13 protein-coding genes, 1 pseudogene and 1 CRISPR repeat array are annotated in these 21,552 nt (G+C 39.7%); of the genes and pseudogenes, 2 read left to right on the top strand and 12 right to left on the bottom strand.

All coding sequences use genetic code 11. The features are described from left to right. Positions 1-23: 23 nt before the first annotated feature. Entirely contained in the window at positions 24-1,061 is a 1,038-nt protein-coding gene (gene ytvI, locus IRB43_RS06125; protein WP_238941848.1) for a sporulation integral membrane protein YtvI, read from the bottom strand. 289 nt (positions 1,062-1,350) lie between these two features. Here ytvI and pdxR point away from each other — a divergent pair, with 289 nt between their 5' ends. Next, positions 1,351-2,769 carry a MocR-like pyridoxine biosynthesis transcription factor PdxR gene (gene pdxR, locus IRB43_RS06120; RefSeq protein ID WP_203362565.1) on the top strand — a complete coding sequence of 473 codons (1,419 nt, stop codon included), beginning with the start codon at positions 1,351-1,353 and terminating at the stop codon, positions 2,767-2,769. Between the two features lie 19 nt (positions 2,770-2,788). Next, the gene (locus tag IRB43_RS06115) at positions 2,789-3,859 is read left to right on the top strand and encodes a DUF3900 domain-containing protein (protein ID WP_203362564.1); all 1,071 of its coding nucleotides are present in this window, start codon (positions 2,789-2,791) and stop codon (positions 3,857-3,859) included. A gap of 64 nt (positions 3,860-3,923) precedes the next feature. Here the strand turns inward: IRB43_RS06115 and bcaP are convergent, their stop codons facing one another. The 11 genes and pseudogenes from bcaP to cas3 form a co-directional block, all read right to left on the bottom strand. After that, entirely contained in the window at positions 3,924-5,315 is a 1,392-nt protein-coding gene (gene bcaP / locus IRB43_RS06110; protein WP_203362563.1) for a branched-chain amino acid transporter BcaP, read from the bottom strand. Between the two features lie 405 nt (positions 5,316-5,720). Further along, entirely contained in the window at positions 5,721-5,876 is a 156-nt protein-coding gene (locus IRB43_RS17780; protein ID WP_238941847.1) for a transposase domain-containing protein, read from the bottom strand. Positions 5,877-5,909: 33 nt separating this feature from the next. Beyond that, positions 5,910-6,119: pseudogene (locus tag IRB43_RS17775) on the bottom strand (IS66 family transposase); the annotation flags it as partial. A 369-nt stretch (positions 6,120-6,488) separates the two neighbouring features. Continuing rightward, positions 6,489-6,716 carry a hypothetical protein gene (locus IRB43_RS06100; protein ID WP_203362562.1) on the bottom strand — a complete coding sequence of 76 codons (228 nt, stop codon included), beginning with the start codon at positions 6,714-6,716 and terminating at the stop codon, positions 6,489-6,491. Positions 6,717-6,887: 171 nt separating this feature from the next. Next, positions 6,888-13,401: a CRISPR direct-repeat array (repeat unit 32 nt; unit sequence ATTTCAATCCACGCACTCATGTAGAGTGCGAC). Between the two features lie 166 nt (positions 13,402-13,567). Next, positions 13,568-13,858 carry a CRISPR-associated endonuclease Cas2 gene (gene cas2 / locus IRB43_RS06095; RefSeq protein ID WP_203362561.1) on the bottom strand — a complete coding sequence of 97 codons (291 nt, stop codon included), beginning with the start codon at positions 13,856-13,858 and terminating at the stop codon, positions 13,568-13,570. A gap of 9 nt (positions 13,859-13,867) precedes the next feature. Beyond that, positions 13,868-14,899: a type I-C CRISPR-associated endonuclease Cas1c gene (gene cas1c / locus IRB43_RS06090; RefSeq protein ID WP_203362560.1), complete on the bottom strand. Its 1,032-nt coding sequence runs from the start codon at positions 14,897-14,899 to the stop codon at positions 13,868-13,870. Then, positions 14,896-15,552 carry a CRISPR-associated protein Cas4 gene (gene cas4, locus IRB43_RS06085; RefSeq protein WP_481748117.1) on the bottom strand — a complete coding sequence of 219 codons (657 nt, stop codon included), beginning with the start codon at positions 15,550-15,552 and terminating at the stop codon, positions 14,896-14,898. Before cas4 ends, cas1c begins: the two co-directional genes overlap by 4 nt. Continuing rightward, on the bottom strand, positions 15,542-16,405 hold the full coding sequence (gene cas7c, locus IRB43_RS06080; RefSeq protein WP_203362558.1) for a type I-C CRISPR-associated protein Cas7/Csd2: 864 nt from the start codon (positions 16,403-16,405) through the stop codon (positions 15,542-15,544). The genes cas4 and cas7c overlap by 11 nt, the downstream gene beginning before the upstream one ends. A gap of 15 nt (positions 16,406-16,420) precedes the next feature. Next, positions 16,421-18,310: a type I-C CRISPR-associated protein Cas8c/Csd1 gene (gene cas8c, locus IRB43_RS06075; protein WP_203362557.1), complete on the bottom strand. Its 1,890-nt coding sequence runs from the start codon at positions 18,308-18,310 to the stop codon at positions 16,421-16,423. Next, a complete protein-coding gene (gene cas5c / locus IRB43_RS06070) occupies positions 18,311-19,030 on the bottom strand; it encodes a type I-C CRISPR-associated protein Cas5c (protein WP_203362556.1) in 720 nt (239 codons plus the stop codon). A gap of 12 nt (positions 19,031-19,042) precedes the next feature. Next, the gene (gene cas3, locus IRB43_RS06065; protein ID WP_203362555.1) at positions 19,043-21,472 is read right to left on the bottom strand and encodes a CRISPR-associated helicase Cas3'; all 2,430 of its coding nucleotides are present in this window, start codon (positions 21,470-21,472) and stop codon (positions 19,043-19,045) included. Positions 21,473-21,552: the final 80 nt, after the last annotated feature.

Raw genomic sequence — 21,552 nt, 5'->3', positions numbered from 1 at the left:
ACTTTTTGACATCACTCTCTTTTCTAAATTCTCCATCTGCTTTTAATAATACCCGCTTCTCGCAATGTATCATAAATGATCACAATCGCTGGCCCAACGAAAAATCCGATAAAGCCTAATATTTTAAAGCCGACAAACAAGCTAATTAGCGCTGCTAATGGCGAAATGCCCATATTGGACGAAAAGACTTTCGGCTCTAAAATACGGCGGACTACTGTAATAATAATAAATAATAGAATTAACCCAATACCAAGGAACTGATTGTCTTGGAAAAAGCAAATGACCGCCCACGGAACAAGTACAGATCCCGTTCCTAAAATCGGTAAGACATCAACAAAAACAATTAATATAGAAAGCAAAACAGCATAAGGCACCCGCAAAATAGATAAGCCGATAAATGCCATTAGAAAGGTGATCACACTTAATAAAATTTGCGCTTTAATAAAGCCGATACCCGCTTTATTTAATTGGCCTGTAATTAAGTATAATTTCTCTTTCGTAGATTCCTTTAAATGACGTTCTGTTTTTATTTTTAATCGAGACAGTTCCAAACTAAACAAAAAGACAGCGATTAAATACACTAAAAACTCGATTAAAAACCCTGGGATAGCGGTTGCTAGTCCGAATAACCATTCAAGCAACGACTGCGCCATTTGCGTGACGGAATCAATTGATTTTTCCAACGTTTGTTCAAATGACCGAATCACATCCGGCGGTAAAGTCTTAAAATAATGCTGAAATTGATCCACAAACTGAATAAGTGATTCTTTATAGAAATTAGTCACAAAGGATGGCCCTTTTTGAGCTAGTGTCACAATTTGATCAATCACAAGATTCACAACAAACCATACAAATAATGCGATGAACAGCAAATAAAGCAGAAAGGTAACAAGAACCGCTCGAAATCGTTGCCATTTAAACCGCGTGATGAACCATTTCACAGAGTTCTCTAATAAAATAGCAGTCACTAAAGCGAGTATAAAAGGCAGCGAGTACGGTATTAAAAATAAAATAATAAGTAAAATCGCTACAGGTAAAATCCACTTTTTCAGCAAAAACATCAACTGCCCTTCTGTCATGACTCGAAAATTCTAACTACTATAATAAACCATTCTCTCCTGTAAAGTCACTTTATTTTCGCTAAATCATAAAATCTCATCCAATCAAGTTTGTGCGAGGCTGGATTGAAGCAGAATGGCAGCTACCGCATTATCTATAAAGAGCTAACGTAACAGGTCATTGTGAACCCAGACCGAGATAAATTTATAAAAAGCATTGGCTAGAGATAGTAAGCAATGACAGACGATGATATGATAAAAGAAGCACAACAATAGGGAGATTGAAATAGCAATGAGCACAAACCTTGCGAAATACGAAAAAGTGATGAATTACATCAAAAAAGCCATTTCAAGCGGTGAATGGCCCATCGGCAGTAAAATTCCGAGCCAGCGCAAATTGGCGGAACTTCTGTCCGTCAACCGTTCGACTATTGTTACAGCGCTGGAAGAATTGAAAGCAGAAGGATTAATTGAAGGCGTGATGGGTAAAGGCACAATGGTCATTAACAATACATGGACACTACTTGCTGCAAGCCCTCCTTCCTGGGATGATTCCGCCTCACTTTCTTTTCCAAAAGCGGTATCTCTGCCTCCCTTGGAAACTGATACAATGACGGCACCGGAACATGTAATCGAACTTAGTAAAGGAGAGCTTGCTCAAGATATTTTCCCAACCGATAATATGCAACAAGTGATGATGCGACTCGCTCAAAGTCTGGAACCTTTTGGCTACGAGGAACCAAAAGGATACCTTCCGTTAAGACAGGCGATCAGCGATTACATGAAAAAGCAAGGAACAGATATCTCTCCTGCTTCTATATTAATCGTTTCCGGAGCAATTCAAGGGCTCCAGTTAATATCGGCTAGCCTGCTACATAAAGGATCGACCGTTTTTTTAGAGAAACCGTCTTATCTTTATTCTCTGCACATCTTTCAATCCACTGGCATGAATTTATCTGGCCTCTCGATGGATAAAGAAGGATTGCGAGCAGACATCCTTTCCAAAAAAGCGAGTGCGGGGCCCTCTTCTGTTTTGTATACGATTCCGTGTTTCCATAACCCGACTGGCATCTTAATGTCGGAAGCGCGCCGGAAAGAACTGCTCGATATTTGTGCGCAAAAGCGGCTTCCAATCATTGAAGATGATATTTACCGTGAGCTCTGGATTGACAGTCCTCCGCCGCCGACACTTCAGTCTCTCGATTCAAATGGGCATGTGCTGTATATCGGTAGTTTTTCAAAAACACTTACTCCAGGCCTTCGTATCGGCTGGATTGCTGGACCGGAACAAGTCATTGAACGCCTCGCCGAAATCAAAAAACAGACAGACTATGGCTCCAGTTCTCTTTCCCAGCTCGTTGCGGCGGAATGGATTTCAAGCGGCCTGTATGAGCAGCACTTATCTTTCGTTCGGGAAGAATTAAAAAAGCGACGAACAGCGGCTCTTCAAGCACTAGAAGAGCATATGAGCGACTTAGCTGAATGGGACGTTCCTGCTGGCGGCTTTTTAATCTGGCTACGCATGAAAGAAAGCGTCCATTTAAAAGATATTTGCGCCAAAGCTTATCGCGCTGGCATTTCATTGAATATCGGTAGCATTTATACCGAAGAATCCGTCCAAGCCATTCGCTTGTCCTACGGCTATGCGTCGATGGAGGACTTTGAAAAAGGCATCAAGCAATTACGAAAAATTATTTTAGATATTAGTTAAGAAAAACAGGTGATATTCATTGGATTTTACAATTAATTACTTATCATTCTTTGTCGTTCATGTAGATGGCAAAGGAGACGATGCTGTTAAACGCGCCCAGCATTATCAAACACTTGGCGAAGAAGAATACGAAAATAGCCCGCTCAAAGACTTTTTAGATGGGGAATTTACGAAAATTGTTAAACGAAAAGCGGATCGGCATCCAAAAGCCGAACAAGTGCCAACGAAAATCGGTTATTTCATTGCTGAACCTGGACATGATTTAACCTCTAATCCAAACTATAATTTATTCGCTAAAGCGCGGGCTGCTTATTCCATGCTTGAATTTCAAGAAGCAAGCGAGCAATTTGCCACATTGTACACTCAAACAAGTGCAGTCCGGGGCGGAGTATTTATTGTGGCAAAAGCACAGATCAAAAAATATTTTGACGACACTTTTGTCTTCCTATTAAAATGCGATTTCGAACCGAAAGTAGCAACCATTACTGATGCCTCCTCCCTCATTCGTCATGTTGAACTGGCGATTACAACAAAGAACATGAAATCGATTCAATATCCATACATGCCCGAAGAAGGAATGGTTGAAGAAGGCGAACTAAAAATTCACCAAGCGTCCCACGCTCGTTACTTCGAGGATTTTTTGAAATACGTTGGCTACGAACAGTCGATGCCTGAGATCGTCAAGTCTCAAGTCATCGATATGGTGCGGGAATATACGATCGAAGAATTAGAAGAAGAAAGTCCAGAATTTCAGCAATTTGAAGAAGCGATGGAAATTTGGGCAGAGAGTCCGAAACGGGAGTTGCAGGAGCGGTTTTCAACCGATGAAGTCGTCGAAGCCTCCGCTCGTATGATCGAGCATACGCCTGAACTTGAACTGAAAATGAAGCTTGACCATATGGGAGTGAATGCCATGCTTTCTGATTTTGGTGAATCCGTTCACCTCGCCAAACTAGGCGACCGTTATGTTTTATTAATGGAAGCGGACTCGGTAGTGTTTGAAAAAGGATTTTCGCCGATTGAGTTTCATAAGCCGGATGAGTTGCATGAGGTGGTTGAGAGGATTGAGCGGAAAAGTAATAGGGAGTAATAGCAGTTGTGTTCAAAAAGAAACCACCCAAAAATTCATACCTTTTGGGTGGTTTCTTATATAATTATTGCTTTCTTAATAAACTATGACGATAACCGTAAGTGAAATACACGATTAAACCAAATACTAACCATACAGTGAATCCAATCCACGTAGACAATGGGAGCTGAACGGTTAAATATCCACAAAACAATACAGCAAGAATAGGAAGTAACGGGACAAACGGTACTTTAAAGCCACGTTTTAAATTCGGCTGTGTTTTGCGAAGGACAATCACGCCAATTGAAACGACAATGAAAGCAAATAATGTTCCGATATTTGTTAATTCTGCGAGTTTGTTTAATGGAAGAACTCCTGCAAAGAAAGCCACCATAGCCGCTGTGATCCAAGTATTGATAACTGGCGTTTTTGTGTTTTCATTTACCTTTGAGAATGCTTTTGGAAGTAAGCCATCACGACTCATTGCGTAAAATAAACGAGTTTGTCCAAATACCATCACTAGTAATACAGTGGTAATCCCCGCGATAGCTCCTAAAGAAATTAATCCAGCAATCCAATCTTGATGAATGTATTGTAAAGCAAAAGCCACTGGATTTTTCACATTAAGTTCTGTATAAGGCACGATTCCAGTAAGAATACCGGCGACGATAATATATAACAAAGTACAAATAGCCAAGGAAGCAATGATTCCAATCGGCATCGTACGCTGTGGATTTCTCACTTCTTCCGCAGCCGTTGATACAGCATCGAAACCAATATAAGCAAAGAAAACTGTAGCTGCACCTGTTGCGACACCGCTAAACCCAAATGGCATAAACGGAGTCCAATTAGCTGGTTGTACATAAAAAGCTCCAACGACGATAAACAATAAGATAACGCTTACTTTAATTAATACCATAAACGTATTGAAACGCGCTGATTTTTTCACTCCTTTTGTTAATAAAACGCTAATTAACAATACGATAATAACGGCAGGAAGATCAATGTACGTACCTGCTTCTGGATTATACGCACTTGATAATGCCGTTGGGATTTTAATACCGAATCCAGATAATAATCCTTGGAAATATCCTGACCATCCTGCTGCTACAGCGGAGGAAGCGACGCCATATTCTAAAATGAGCGCCCAACCAAGAATCCAAGCCATCAACTCACCAAAGGCCGCATAACTATAAGTGTAAGCGCTTCCCGAAACTGGAACAGTTGAAGCGAATTCAGAATAACATAAGGCAGCAAATACACAGGCCAATGCGGATAAAATAAATGATAGAATCAGCGCTGGTCCTGCATGTTCGGCAGCGGCCACGCCTGTTAACACAAAAATTCCTGTTCCGATAATGGCTCCAATTCCAAGCATCGTTAAATCAAAGGGGCCAAGATCCTTCTTTAAAGCTTTTCCAGCGACCTCTGACTGAGCAATTAAATCCGAGATGGATTTCTTCCTAAATAAACTCATATTCCCTATTTCCTTTCCTAGATGTAATAAACTTGTTGATTCAGAAATAAAAACATTCCTAATTTGTCGACATATGTCTTTTATTGTCGATATCGATCGCTTTTTTATTCTAATATGATCTTTTAAAAAAGTAAATATATTTTTTCGTTAATTTTTTATTTTCAGTTAATTATTCCAATTATTGAAACAGCGTGGATAACTTTTGCTACCGTCGTTATTAGCTTGATCTTTTTTTGATGATTTATTACTTATAGTCATAAAACACTATCACTTTGACTGTTGTTATGACTTTTGTGGCTTTCAAAATCAAATCATTCTTACATAAACCCGAAATAACAAATAAGCGCACCTTTTGGGTACGCACGACGAATAGCCATCTATGCTAAAATTTTTTCGGATAGATGGCTATTTTGCACATGGCGCCGGAGTATTTTTTGACCACGGCATGTAGCTATTTAAAATCTCTTGTTGCTGGTGAATCGGTAAATTAAGTAGCTCCATCAATAGCTTCACAAAGTATTGATAAAAATCAATGCCGTTTGCTTTTGCCCCTTCAGCCAAGGTATTTTTTCCGAAGAAAGGTAAATCATCTATCTATTTCAGAAATTTTTCTACAATCGGCTTGGAGTGTTTTTTCCTTGCTTTATGGTATTTTCCTATTGAAAAGCGCTTAAATTGACGTTTTAAAAGATACAATTGATCACAGTAATCCACGCCAATTTGTCCATGCTTGCTATTAGCTTTTAGCCAATAGCATCGCACATGTGCCCAACAGTTAGCGAACGTGACATAAAGATTTTTTAGGAAATGGTGGTAACAAACCCTGACTTAGTATGCTTGGAAATACTCAATTGTAGCCATTGGTACCCCCTTCACGCTCCTTGAGGAAAGAGACTCTCTTGGATTACGTTAAAACAAATCCTAAGATAATGGTTATTCAATTACAACATGATCTGACAAGTTCCTATCCGTCAAAAATTTGTACAACTTTTCTGAATCCAACTTATTCATCAGAACGCACCGTGTATTACCATAACCTACCAGTTCAATATTTTTATGCTCCGGATTTGCCCAAAGATAGTAAAAAGTTGTTACTGACTTTTCCTTATCCCTCTTATCTACAATTTCGGCACGATAATCCGCAGATCAGCTCATACTTAATTCCACTATTTTCTAATTATCATTATCAAGAATGCCTTGCACCTTTTCGAAAACATCCGACTCATTTAGTATTCTGAATGCATCGAAATTATTATGTCCATCGTTAATATCAATGATAATATCTCCAGTTATCTCCATGACAAGAGGTTCCTCAAATGAATCATCTACTTTACCTGTTCCCGATATATCAGCCTCTTTTTGTCGCGTATCACCACAAAGAAGGGACACTGCTATGCACAAGCAATACCACTCTTATATGCTTTCATCATTGCACGCTTTAAAGAATAATAAGAATATGCTAATGATTTTTTAATTAGTATGATGAAACATTTTTATCCACGTATTACCACAATAACTCTTATTGCACTAACATTGTCCTATTGAGCTGCTGACGATGGACATCATCCATCAATTTCAATCCACGCACTCATGTAGAGTGCGACTGGAGCCCATGGCAAAGGCGCAATCCCGATCACAATTTCAATCCATGCACTCATGTAGAGTGCGACGGGATGGTCACTGTTGCTGACCGTCCTTTTAATTTTATTTCAATCCACGCACTCATGTAGAGTGCGACTTAAAGCTCGGCCGTATGAAAGTAACAACAATGATTTCAATCCACGCACTCATGTAGAGTGCGACGGTGTAAAGATGATAGACATTAGAGATCATGGTGGATTTCAATCCACGCACTCATGTAGAGTGCGACGTGCTAAAATCGAGGTTCAGTTCGTTGAAGGACAGATTTCAATCCACGCACTCATGTAGAGTGCGACTTCACAGTATTCATGTGTTTCACCTGCCTCTCGATTTCAATCCACGCACTCGTGTAGAGTGCGACTAGTGTCGCAGTTCGAGGAAAATGTGGCACCACAAATTTCAATCCACGCACTCATGTAGAGTGCGACACCGCCGCTAACGCTCTTTTAAGTTCATCGACAAAATTTCAATCCACGCACTCATGTAGAGTGCGACCTTTCTCAAACGTCTGAAATTCGCAACGAGTTAATATTTCAATCCACGCACTCATGTAGAGTGCGACGCTTACGTTTATGTTCAGCCCGCCGGCTATCTGATATTTCAATCCACGCACTCATGTAGAGTGCGACGAGCGAACATTCACCTCGTTAGCCGGATAAGCAGGATTTCAATCCACGCACTCATGTAGAGTGCGACTCCCCCGGCATTAATTGATGTGCAACCATTAAAATTTCAATCCACGCACTCATGTAGAGTGCGACGCAACGCCACAAGGGGCTACTTGTATCTACGATGAATTTCAATCCACGCACTCATGTAGAGTGCGACGTCTCCTGCCGTGATCAAGATTATCAGATGGCCGATTTCAATCCACGCACTCATGTAGAGTGCGACCCTAACGTGTTAAGACGAGGAAAGCCTCACGGAATTTCAATCCACGCACTCATGTAGAGTGCGACACGCCGCGTCGTTTCGACCGTAAATCTCATCAAATTTCAATCCACGCACTCATGTAGAGTGCGACTTTATTAAACGGGTACACAGCAGTCTGCATTAGGCATTTCAATCCACGCACTCATGTAGAGTGCGACTCTTTTAGTGCTGTCATTAAATCAAGTCCGGCTTATTTCAATCCACGCACTCATGTAGAGTGCGACGTATAACTGGCCGCCAGTATTCATGCGCATATACGATTTCAATCCACGCACTCATGTAGAGTGCGACATGAACGAAGACACGCGAAAGCTCAAGCAAGAAATATTTCAATCCACGCACTCATGTAGAGTGCGACATGAACGAAGACACGCGAAAGCTCAAGCAAGAAATATTTCAATCCACGCACTCATGTAGAGTGCGACAATGATGCAAGCACACAAAGAAGCGACAATCAATATTTCAATCCACGCACTCATGTAGAGTGCGACGCAAGTTATGTGATTTTCTCCAATCTGTAGCTTATTTCAATCCACGCACTCATGTAGAGTGCGACGTGACGTTCTACAGCAGGTCCTCTAAACACTGGTATTTCAATCCACGCACTCATGTAGAGTGCGACGTGACGTTCTACAGCAGGTCCTCTAAACACTGGTATTTCAATCCACGCACTCATGTAGAGTGCGACATGAAGCGCATTAAAGAAAGGATGATAAAGGTGATTTCAATCCACGCACTCATGTAGAGTGCGACCTTTGCGTTTTTCTACAACTTAGCGCGTAATCAATTTCAATCCACGCACTCATGTAGAGTGCGACGACGTAATCGACACAGCGTCACTGCTGGAGCAGATTTCAATCCACGCACTCATGTAGAGTGCGACGCACAGTAGCGATCCCTCTCGCTACTTATAGCGATTTCAATCCACGCACTCATGTAGAGTGCGACAAAACAAGAAAAAGATACTATTAAGGATTCCATAATTTCAATCCACGCACTCATGTAGAGTGCGACCCCAATACACATATGCCCCCTCTGGACCAGCAACAATTTCAATCCACGCACTCATGTAGAGTGCGACACGCCACCATGTGAGGACTTTCTTTTGCTTTACAATTTCAATCCACGCACTCATGTAGAGTGCGACTAAAATCGTCTTTGAAGCAGGATACACGTTACCATTTCAATCCACGCACTCATGTAGAGTGCGACGGTTAGGAGACAGCCCAACGGATGAGCATGACTTTATTTCAATCCACGCACTCATGTAGAGTGCGACATCAGCCCATGTTTCTTGTGTTGTCATTTTCGAAATTTCAATCCACGCACTCATGTAGAGTGCGACCGATCGTTTTCTCAATTAAGTCTGTGCTTCCTCCTATTTCAATCCACGCACTCATGTAGAGTGCGACCATTCCGCTCGAATCCTTCTTTGGCTAGCTTATCATTTCAATCCACGCACTCATGTAGAGTGCGACGTGTGTTATCGAAGCAGAGCGAGAAAGCTGTCAGGATTTCAATCCACGCACTCATGTAGAGTGCGACTCTACGACGCTAGCAATCTTTGGAGCAATCACAGATTTCAATCCACGCACTCATGTAGAGTGCGACGTGACCCACACCTTCTGTGATCTTCATGTCGTTCTTATTTCAATCCACGCACTCATGTAGAGTGCGACAATAAATGAAGGAGTGCACGCAAAGATCATTTCTATTTCAATCCACGCACTCATGTAGAGTGCGACGCAAAAGCGATTTGTGCTGATTCGATCGCTCCAAAATTTCAATCCACGCACTCATGTAGAGTGCGACGCTAATAAATCACTTGGATAAGCATTCTTAATTCATTTCAATCCACGCACTCATGTAGAGTGCGACTTAAATCCACTACTAAACCAGTTGTAAGAGTTAAAATTTCAATCCACGCACTCATGTAGAGTGCGACTTAGAGTTAAATAAATGAGAGGTGGCGATGATATATTTCAATCCACGCACTCATGTAGAGTGCGACAATCGTATTGACTCTGACAAATTGATGCATTATATTTCAATCCACGCACTCATGTAGAGTGCGACGTTAATACGATTAAGAGAGCCATTAAGTCGCTAATTTCAATCCACGCACTCATGTAGAGTGCGACCAAGGTGTTGATTTAGCTGGCGAGAAAGGTGTGGATTTCAATCCACGCACTCATGTAGAGTGCGACTTAGCGAGCCACAGACAATCTTCAACTAAGTTTTATTTCAATCCACGCACTCATGTAGAGTGCGACAGTTGATAATCGTGCTTACCTCTTCTTCTGTTTTATTTCAATCCACGCACTCATGTAGAGTGCGACACGGAAAGCGGATTAGATTGCACGATGTCGATTTTAATTTCAATCCACGCACTCATGTAGAGTGCGACCGCCGTCATTCCATACAGATACACAAATAGCTTTATTTCAATCCACGCACTCATGTAGAGTGCGACTTTCCTGACTTTTTGTTAATCTCATTCCAATAGTATTTCAATCCACGCACTCATGTAGAGTGCGACGTATAGTCGAACAAGTGTCAGAAGAAGAGTTAAGATTTCAATCCACGCACTCATGTAGAGTGCGACGATGCTTACATTAAAATGCTACAAGATATGGCGATTTCAATCCACGCACTCATGTAGAGTGCGACGCTAGTAAAGTAGCGATAGATAGTGTTGGTGCGATTTCAATCCACGCACTCATGTAGAGTGCGACGATTTCATTACATTATCCATTAATACACTATAATATTTCAATCCACGCACTCATGTAGAGTGCGACGGGGAATTTACAGTGAAACGAGTTAATATGGAGATTTCAATCCACGCACTCATGTAGAGTGCGACGACTGCCCAAAACGTCTTTCGAACCGTACACATGGATTTCAATCCACGCACTCATGTAGAGTGCGACGACTGCCCAAAACGTCTTTCGAACCGTACACATGGATTTCAATCCACGCACTCATGTAGAGTGCGACGCTATATATGTTCCATCACTACAACGATATAGCGATTTCAATCCACGCACTCATGTAGAGTGCGACATTTCCTTGTCCTTATTACTACCCTGCGGATCAAGTATTTCAATCCACGCACTCATGTAGAGTGCGACCACGTTTGGTTTTTACGACATCTACATATGTTTTATTTCAATCCACGCACTCATGTAGAGTGCGACTTTTGCTGACCGCCTTGCTTCTTTCCACCGATATTTCAATCCACGCACTCATGTAGAGTGCGACTTTTGCTGACCGCCTTGCTTCTTTCCACCGATATTTCAATCCACGCACTCATGTAGAGTGCGACTAAGCTACAACATGAGGAGCGTTTAGATGAGTATATTTCAATCCACGCACTCATGTAGAGTGCGACTAAGGAGATTACAATGAATAGAGAGTTTTTGAAAATTTCAATCCACGCACTCATGTAGAGTGCGACGTTGGATATAATAGAGATATAGTTTTAACAAAAGATTTCAATCCACGCACTCATGTAGAGTGCGACGAAAGCGGATTAGATTGCACGATGTCGATTTTAATTTCAATCCACGCACTCATGTAGAGTGCGACGAGAAGTCGTCAACAGCTTATTCCACACTCTAACTATTTCAATCCACGCACTCATGTAGAGTGCGACGACATTTTATCGTAATTTTCCTCTATTTCATACATTTCAATCCACGCACTCATGTAGAGTGCGACAATTGAACCATATTTTTTGAATCTCGAAAATAAGATTTCAATCCACGCACTCATGTAGAGTGCGACGTTCTATACGTTTTTTGCTAAACACTCCATTCCAAATTTCAATCCACGCACTCATGTAGAGTGCGACTAAGCGTTTGTGTAATCTTGCCCTGTTATTAATCATTTCAATCCACGCACTCATGTAGAGTGCGACAACGACTTCTGCCAAGCGATTGCTGATGGTATTGCATTTCAATCCACGCACTCATGTAGAGTGCGACTTGGTGCAAGAGTATCACGCTAAACAATTAGCTATTTCAATCCACGCACTCATGTAGAGTGCGACTGACATGTTCAATGAAGATGATCATGTTATTGATATTTCAATCCACGCACTCATGTAGAGTGCGACTTTCTTAAACATGATTCTATGTTCCAACCCTTTGATTTCAATCCACGCACTCATGTAGAGTGCGACGATCGAGAAGCAACAAAAACAGCGGTTGAAAGTATTTCAATCCACGCACTCATGTAGAGTGCGACTGAGAGTATTAACTCACTTATGCAGCGTTTTATAATTTCAATCCACGCACTCATGTAGAGTGCGACTTACAGGCACGCCATTTAACTCAAATGCTCGACTTATTTCAATCCACGCACTCATGTAGAGTGCGACCAAAGTTTTTAAGCGATCGATTCGAGCAAATGAAATTTCAATCCACGCACTCATGTAGAGTGCGACAAGGGCAGACTATTCATTTACGATTTGTTAAAGGGGATTTCAATCCACGCACTCATGTAGAGTGCGACCCCCAGTCGATATCAAGGTTTTCCAAGTATTTGTTGATTTCAATCCACGCACTCATGTAGAGTGCGACGCTTCAAGATCCGCCTCATCCAAAATAACAATTATTTCAATCCACGCACTCATGTAGAGTGCGACGGTCCATTACATCTTTTCGTTTGGATCGGGAAGGATTTCAATCCACGCACTCATGTAGAGTGCGACGATAGCGACTTGATCACTTTGACTGTTCGTGACATGATTTCAATCCACGCACTCATGTAGAGTGCGACGGGAGCAAGATGATTAATGTACATCGATACAAAGATTTCAATCCACGCACTCATGTAGAGTGCGACCGTTGATCAACCAATTCACGCCAATCTTGGCCAATTTCAATCCACGCACTCATGTAGAGTGCGACTAGTCGTGCTGCTAACACTGTTCTTGCGATGATTATTTCAATCCACGCACTCATGTAGAGTGCGACTCTAAAAAGCTTCTTTAGTTGGGTAACTGCTGAGATTTCAATCCACGCACTCATGTAGAGTGCGACATGACATTGAGCTTCCAAGAGACATGGATGATCTATTTCAATCCACGCACTCATGTAGAGTGCGACGTTTAACACTGACAGCCTGATCAATGAGCGGTTAATTTCAATCCACGCACTCATGTAGAGTGCGACATAAAGCCTCTTGACCTGTATAAGCTCCTTCTTTATTTCAATCCACGCACTCATGTAGAGTGCGACCTGGCCGGTCGGTAACAATATCTGTATCAATGTCCGATTTCAATCCACGCACTCATGTAGAGTGCGACGCTGTCGCCTTCTCTTCCACAGCCCATCCTGCATATTTCAATCCACGCACTCATGTAGAGTGCGACGGATTCCTCAGAACTACTTTTTTCTATAATAATAATTTCAATCCACGCACTCATGTAGAGTGCGACATGTCGCCGGCATTTGTTGTGTATGTTTTTACTTATTTCAATCCACGCACTCATGTAGAGTGCGACAGCGATTTTTGGGCAAAAAGCTTGAAAAAAGCCTTTTCTGCCCAAAAATACGCTATTTTCTTTATTAAATAAAGAACAATGTAACAAATATTACAAAATTACAAAGAAAATCTAAAAATGTCAGGTGCGAATACACTGGGGAATTCATGTGCACTATAGGTTCGCACTAAAATATTAAAGGTCCTTCTATGTCGATGGATTCTTTTACACCGATATGTTCTACTTTATTTTTGTAGTTATTGCCTAACTGGTAAAATCTAAGGCTATCTTGGTCTTTGTCGATAATATTAGTTAGCTCAATTTTTAGTGCAGCGAATTGTGCAGCATCTACAATGCACTCAAATACTGAGTTTTGGACTCGTTGACCATAGTTTTGACATGTTTTTGCTACTTTTCGTAATCGCTTTTGCCCGGAATTGTTAGTAGTGCTTACATCATAAGTGATTAATACTAACAAACATTTCACCTACTTCCATAAAAATGGAGGATATTCATCTAGATCATTTCGTAAGTAGCGTGCTAATAATAAGGCTTGTGCATGTGGAACTAATCCCCAAGAAATTTTCTCTCCTAAGTATGGGTGTGTGATCTTATCTTGTTTTTTGTTTTGCCAAGCGGCTAAAAATTTCTTTCTTGCTTCATCAGTCATGATGACAGCTCCATTTTCTTTTTTAAAGAAGTCATCTTTATTCATCACTTTTTTATTGATTAAAGACAAGACAAATCGATCAGCATATACGCCTCTTAATTCTTCCATCACATCTAAAGCTAAAGAAGCTCTTCCTGGCCGATCACGATGTAGAAAACCTACATAAGCATCTAATCCAACACCTTCTAATGCCGCAGCCATGTCGTTAGCTAATAGCGTATAAGCAAAAGACAGCATCGCGTTCACGTTGTCTAACGGCGGCCTTCTTGAACGCAGATGAAAATAGAAATCTTCTTTTTGTTGTAAAATCATTTGATTAAATATTTTGTTATAACTTACAGCAGCTTGTCCTTCCCATCCTCGTAAACTTTCTAAGTCTTCACATGCTCTTACCTCTAAAATGATGGAAGAAAGCTGTTTAGATACTTCTTTAAATTGAACGACATCTACTCGTAATGGATAATCTCTTGTCATTCTTTCAATCATCCATTTTTGATTATATATTTTACCAACAATAAAGTTTCTAGATATTTTTGCCGCTGCCGTTTCATCCTCTGATATGCGATATTGTTTTTTCCTTAAGACCACATTTCCCTTGCTTTGCCCAATGACTCTAGCTAAAAACCTTCCATTTTTCGTAAAAAATATTAATGAGATATTTCGATCTGCACAGTAGCCCATTAACGCAGGGCTGGCCCCTGTATAACCAAAAGAAACAACTGATTCCAAGTTATGTAGTGGCAACCTTCCTAGCTTATCTTGCTCTTTCAAAAGAACAATATTATCTCCATCTAATGATAAATAAACATCTGGTTGGGTGATAAACAACGTATTCAAAAGTTTTTTCATTCGTTGATCTTCCCTTCAATATAGCTTTTCACCGATCGTTTATTCATTAACGTTGGTAAGCAAATGTTTTGAAGAGAGCAACTGTTGCAGAATGCTCCTGTTTTCACTTTAGGCGTATGCTTACGGTGATAATAATCTTGCATTTCTGCAACAACAGACTTCACTTTCTTTTTGTGTTCGATCGTTATCGGAACTTCAACACGGTGTTTAATTTCATGATAGTACATGTAACCTATGTCTATTTCACAAAGCAACATTTCTTCTAAACAGAGCGCTTGGGCCGTTAATTGTAACACATCTGAATCGTTCTTTTTTGGCTTCCCTCGTTTATATTCTACTGGATAAGCCATATATTTTCCGTCAGCACCATTGATCTCCACCCCATGCCGATCTTTTATAAACTCAACTACATCACAAACACCTGTAATTTGAAGCTCATTAGACTTTACAGGCATGCCACGTACAGTGAGTTTCTCTCCTCTTTTCTCTCTAACAAAAGGATCATCTGCTTTTGTATGAAGATGCTGCCCTTCAACGGTTCGAACGTTTTCTTCCCATTGCTGTTCAATGTGAATGAGCGCCCATTGCCGTCGACAAAACTGAAAATGCTGAATGCCAGATAAAATTAAATAGCCATCTTCTTTATTGTCCATCAATCACGTCAACTCGCAAACCTTCTAATTCATTTAAAGTAATCGTGTAGTCATCGATGGTTTTAGGCTCTTCCACTTTACTTTTAATGTCCAGTAAACGATGAACTTTCGCAGAAGAATATTGACCTAGTTTGGAATTATGCTCCCACCAATACACTTTATTGATTTCCATACTTCCATCAGGTCTTGCGGAAGACGCATCATTTTCAAATAATGTAACCAGCGCTTGTTTAATTTTTTCCGCATCTTCATTTGTAAAACCTGTTTTATCTGCCAATTGAGTGTTAATGCTTCCATAAAATACGTAAACGCCAAAGTCGACTCGGTGCTTCATTCCCATCGTATCTGAACCTTTGTCTTTACCCGGTTCAGAATTGACGCTTTTCGTGATTTGCATGCTTGTGATATCAATCGGGTCTACGCTTGTTGCTGTATGAATCGAAACTGGTCCCCTTACACCAACAGAGACACCGGATCCTTTACCTGTACCTTTAAAAGCAAACACTTGTCCAAAACTACGAACATCCAGCCATTCATGACAAGCGATCATTGCAAATGCATCTGCTGAACTATCTTTGGATTTCAATATTTTTTCTAATTCTGAATTAGCTTCTGCACGCTCTCTTAAGCTTTTAAATGAATCTATCTTTCTATCATTTGATTGGACAAAAATAGATTCTCCCATATCTTGCAGACGATTTCTTATTTTTCTTTTTAAAGCTACATCAGATATTTCACCGTGACCGTCATAATTTTGTCGCGGACGATTTCCGTTCAACGGATCTCCATTCGGGTTCGCTTTTGTTACAGTTAAAATAACAGCAAAATCGATTTTATGATCTAAAATAGTCATGTTCATAGCCCCTTTTTAATTAGTCGTCTGGTCTGTTGCTTCATTATTTTCTTTCTTTTGATATAATTCGTGACGCTGGCTGTAAAACCCTAATAAGTACTTTCCTGATAACGGCCTGTTATTAAAATCTTCATAGTCCATTTTGGAAGCTATTTCATCAATTAGTTTTGACAAATACAACCCTTTTGTTCCTAATTTAGCTTGGTACGGTTGCAAGCTATCTTGAATCGTTTTCCATGTTCGTGCCGGATGCTTAGAAAACGAATTCATGTATCGAATTGCATTACTTGCACGAGTTTCATCCGAACCTAAAGCACGTCTTTCTAATACATCTGCAACAGCCAGCAAGCGACCGAATAAGTAATCACGGTCATTCTTTTCTATATCTAGTGCCAAATTATACCCCTCCTTTTTGTTGATTAATGCACAGGTAATACTTAGTGTCTTTTCCCATTCCCACTTGTCCATCGATACAGGATTAGACGCTCGATAAAACGCACTTTTGACAATATCTAATGGAATATTTCGCTCATCGATAATACATGGAAGCATCCGCTCCATAAGCCCCTTCACTACTTTTTCATTGGCTTTTGGACCGTATGCAGCAAAAGCAATATCTTTCGTTGCCGGAGCTCCATAGAATTGAACAAATTCCCCCTGATCATTTTTTCGATACCGATGAAGCCACACACAACTAGAATGCCATTTCGCTAATCGATCTAAATAAAGCTCTTTTTCCATATTCCGATAATATAGTACAGCTAAACGACCAGTAGTAGCAGAATCTAAAATGATAATATTGATGTTTGAACGTTGCTTTAAATCATTCTTATAACCATCAAGTGCCTTAGCTACTTCTCCCGCAAACTCTTGGTTAGTAAACGATACTTTTTTGCTTTTCTCTGCAGTAACTGGCACAAGAGAAAATGTATCTTCGGTTGGATCCGGTGTATTTGTGTCATCATTTTCCCATACAAGAAACACTCGCTGATCAACACTTTTCGCTTGACGATGAATGAGCCACTTTAGGGCATTATGTGCTTTTTGAGACACTTCATAACTAATATTCGCCACTTCATTACTTTTATTAAAACGACCTCTAAATGTAAACCCGCTCGTATCATTCGCTGAAATTAACTTTGCCTTATCTGCGGCATTTCGGATTTTATTTGCGTGTCTGTCTGTACTCGGTAAGCTTTTACCTGTTATGTAACAAAGATCTTCATCACTTAACAATTCATTATAATAACGAGTGAAAGAATCATATACGTCTTTGTCTCTCCAAATCTTCGTTAATATTTCATTAGGCGAATGCACGTTAAAACGGATAAAAGCACTTTCTTGACCGCCACTCACTACAGAAAAAACAGCTGGTTTTTCACCATGCAAGGTTTCATATGTTTTCTCCCATTTATCGATTAATCGGCCATTTTCATCAAGAAATAAAACCTTTGCTCCCACTAGATCATGAATTAATTGTTTTTTGCTTAAATATTTATAGATACTTTTTATCTTATCATGACCATACGGAGATTTTGCCCATTCCTCTAGTTGCGCAATATAATATGTAAACGGCTCTTCTTTTTTTATTTGGCCGCCATAAGCGACAAAGTCTCCCGCTACATAACTTAATTTATCATGCAGCGGATATGGAGCTATTTTTGATCCTGCTCGACTGGCTGATTCTTCTGTACACGGAATTAACGTACTGGCATCACTTTTATCAATAACGACCGCCGAATGAAACTCTCCATCCTCTGTAATATTGACTTCAATATGTGCATTTTGTGTCGTATGTGAAATAGGAAGTAAAGTGAATTCCTTATCATTGTATTTTTTTTCAATGACACCTACGTGATCGAGGTTTGCTTCATATGTTTCATATAAATTCAATAGCCAGCTCATTTACTCACCTCCTATGTCTAGCTTCGCTTCTTCTCCCTCTACAGAGTTCACGTTGCTTTGATCAAAGTGCTTCATTTCCATATCTTTAATCTTACGAATTTGCGTACATTGATCCGGTCGGATGAATTGAATGACTCCATTTTTCATCACCGGCGTCCATAAACGAACTTCCATTTCATTTCGGCCCGTTTCATCTGGATAATTAATACCATGCACCATAGGTCCGAGGTGAATTTCTCCACCATAATTGTCGTAGAATCCTTCTCCTTCGCCAAACACACATGGCTCTACATAAGCTTGACATTCTCTCGCTCCGAGGAAAATATCTCGGCGGCCCCCCGCCTTGAGAGAACGCTTAAGGATATTATGATGTTTAAATTCATTACGATCAAAAGCCATATCTGGTCGATGAGGGTTAAAGATAAAATGAGCTCGCACTTGGTAGCGTACATCCCTTAAGTACGTATAATTCGCTAACGTGTTTCCTCCACCATAATCAATCGGCCGAATTCCCTTAGACTCCATTTTGATCGCATTCATCACCCGCACTTCATCCACAATCATTAGTAAAGTAGGCTTCCAATAAATACTTTCGACAATTCCTTTTAACGCTTGATATGTCGGTACTTGGTACGATAACTTTTCTCCACCCATTTTCGTTAGTGGATCAGTGAATAATGCATAATCACCGAAAACTTCAAATTCGATTCCGTTTCTCATCTGTTCACCCCCTTAAAATAATGTAAAGCCTGGCATACTATCATTTTCAAGATTAAGACCATATTTATCGTTATAAGCCCCTTCTTTTAACGCAAATATTTTCCCATCTAGGTAACTGACAAGACCTTCATTATTAGATAATTGGTTCTTTTCATGACTATATAGACTGATCGTGTATTGCTGAGCCTTTTTTAATAACTTAGTAAGATCTTCAATGGATCTGTTACTGTTTAATTCTGCAATCAGTTCTTTTCCCTCTCCGTAAGGGACAAGTACGGATGTCGTTTGATCATCGATGACACGAAAATGCTCCGCCGCTGTATGATAACTATTGACAATAAATAACGGTACGTGCTTTTTTTCTTTGCGATAATAAGCTTGAGCATAGCTACTGTTCGCTTTGGAGACTGTCAATAATTCAATCATTTCCTTTTTCAACGCCGGAATAAAATAATTCAAATCAGACACAAACTCTGTATAGTATTCTTTAAAGTACCGTTCCATCGCTTGCGTTGATAAAATATGCCCACCGTGATTGGTTTCATCACGTTGAAGATCAATAAGAATTTTTTGTGATACTTGTTTACCGACCTTGATTTCTTTTAAGCGCTCAAGGTTTTCTTCCTCATGATCAATCACATACACATCTTGAATATCTTTTTCTCCATGGCGATTACATCTACCAGCCGCTTGCGCAATGGAATCTAATCCTGCTAAAGAGCGAATTACACAATCAAAGCTAACGTCTACCCCTGCTTCAATTAATTGGGTGCTAATACAAATCATTTTATTTCCTTGTTTTAAGTGCTCTCTTACTTCATTTAATATTTCATTTCGATGGGCCGCACACATCGATGTACTTAAATGGTAAATAGGAATATCGAGCTCTCGATTGATTAATTGATCGTATAAATTTTTCACAACCGTTTTCGTATTTAAAATGACTAGTACACTTTGAACATCTTCCATTTTTGATTGGATAAACTCTGCAAGCTTGGCATTATTAAAAGATTCGTTCGTCGCCTTATCGATTATTTTCACACGAGTAAACGCCTCGACGACCTCTCTTAAATTTCCAATCATTTCAGCATCTGTATTAATCTCTAATTTATGTTCGACAAAATCTAATGCTGGCTGAGTCGCCGTACAGAGAACAACACTCGAATGAGCATAGTTTTTCAAAAAATTTAACGCATGGTTGAACAAGCTGACACAAGAAATAGGTACCTTTTGGACTTCATCAAAGATAATAATCGACTCACTCAAATTGTGAAGCCGCCGGATATTCCTGCTTCCTTTTGCATAAAACACATTCAAAAATTGCACCATCGTTGTAAAAATAATAGGAACATCCCAATTATCTTTCGCTAGCTTCAATTTCTGTTGAACATTAATCATGCCATCTTGATATTCATCATTATCGTCAACATCTTCAATCACATTGGAATGGTGCTCTAAAATATTCATTTCATCTTTGAGTATGTTTCGCACTTCTTTAGCATTTTGTTCAATAATGGTTGTAAACGGAACAACATAAATGATTCGCTTTTTGTTATACAATTTGGCATGTTTAAGGGCATATCTTAAACTAGCTAACGTCTTGCCTCCACCTGTTGGAATCGATAATGTGTAAATTCCTGATGGGTTTTCAGCAAACGCTTCACATTGATTAGACATCTCTGCTCTTAACAAATTAATGGGCGTATTGGCATTTTCATGTTGTTTAAATGAATCGATTTTTTCTAGTAGTCTTTCATAATAAATATCAAACAATTCATTGGTGTTTATTGCTGATTCGTTTCCTTTATTTTCTTCAAACGATCTTGTATTCGTTCGGTCAGCATCAATTAATGCACTAAAAACAAATTTCGATAAAAACATGAACTGTTTATCATAATTTTCAGGCGATTCCTTGGCTAAAAAGCCCTGTAATTCACTAGTAGCCTGATCTACATATCCAAGAAATTCCTCTTCACTCATAACATGTTCAAAGAAAGTTTGCTTTGTTAGGTGAAACTCCGCTAATTCTTTATCTCGCACTCTATTTAAATAGTTCGATCCTAACTCAGAGTTTAAAAAATCTTGTAAATAAGCATGATGAGAAATAATCGCATTACCCACAATTTCAGCTAAAATAGCTTTATAAGACTGGATGTTCTTTCCTGTATGAAATAATTCATACAATAACTTTCCGCCAGCAGTAGAATGGTCAACACTACCTCTTTTCGGGGGAGCATCTGGGTTATTCACTGCTTCTATTATGTATTGTTTGAACTCCTGAGTATATTTTCCTAAATCATGAAGCACTCCGGCTAGTCCTGTAATATGTTGAACCCCAAGTTTTTTTCCATAAGATTCCGCTAGTTGTTTCACTTCTAATAAATGAGCTTCAACAGACTGTATTTGATGATCACTTTCCCGAACATGAGCAATATATCCCATCAAACCTCTCCTTGCTGGTGATATTTTCATATCCATCTTATCATATTTTTACAAATAACAACCAAATATTCAACGAAATT

The organism is Bacillus sp. REN10 (assembly GCF_016820555.1).
Lineage (GTDB): Bacteria > Bacillota > Bacilli > Bacillales > Domibacillaceae > Bacillus_CE.
The sequence above is the reverse complement of the archived record's forward strand: the minus strand, read 5'-3'. Positions and strand labels throughout refer to the sequence as shown.

What these genes read in the sequence shown, in the direction of transcription:
- ytvI (WP_238941848.1), bottom strand. Translation starts at nt 1,061, where the DNA reads ATGTTTTTGCTGAAAAAGTGGATTTTACCTGTAGCGATTTTACTTATT.
- pdxR (WP_203362565.1), top strand. Translation starts at nt 1,351, where the DNA reads ATGAGCACAAACCTTGCGAAATACGAAAAAGTGATGAATTACATCAAA.
- bcaP (WP_203362563.1), bottom strand. Translation starts at nt 5,315, where the DNA reads ATGAGTTTATTTAGGAAGAAATCCATCTCGGATTTAATTGCTCAGTCA.
- cas1c (WP_203362560.1), bottom strand. Translation starts at nt 14,899, where the DNA reads ATGAAAAAACTTTTGAATACGTTGTTTATCACCCAACCAGATGTTTAT.
- cas4 (WP_481748117.1), bottom strand. Translation starts at nt 15,552, where the DNA reads ATGGACAATAAAGAAGATGGCTATTTAATTTTATCTGGCATTCAGCAT.
- cas7c (WP_203362558.1), bottom strand. Translation starts at nt 16,405, where the DNA reads ATGACTATTTTAGATCATAAAATCGATTTTGCTGTTATTTTAACTGTA.
- cas8c (WP_203362557.1), bottom strand. Translation starts at nt 18,310, where the DNA reads ATGAGCTGGCTATTGAATTTATATGAAACATATGAAGCAAACCTCGAT.
- cas5c (WP_203362556.1), bottom strand. Translation starts at nt 19,030, where the DNA reads ATGAGAAACGGAATCGAATTTGAAGTTTTCGGTGATTATGCATTATTC.
- cas3 (WP_203362555.1), bottom strand. Translation starts at nt 21,472, where the DNA reads ATGGGATATATTGCTCATGTTCGGGAAAGTGATCATCAAATACAGTCT.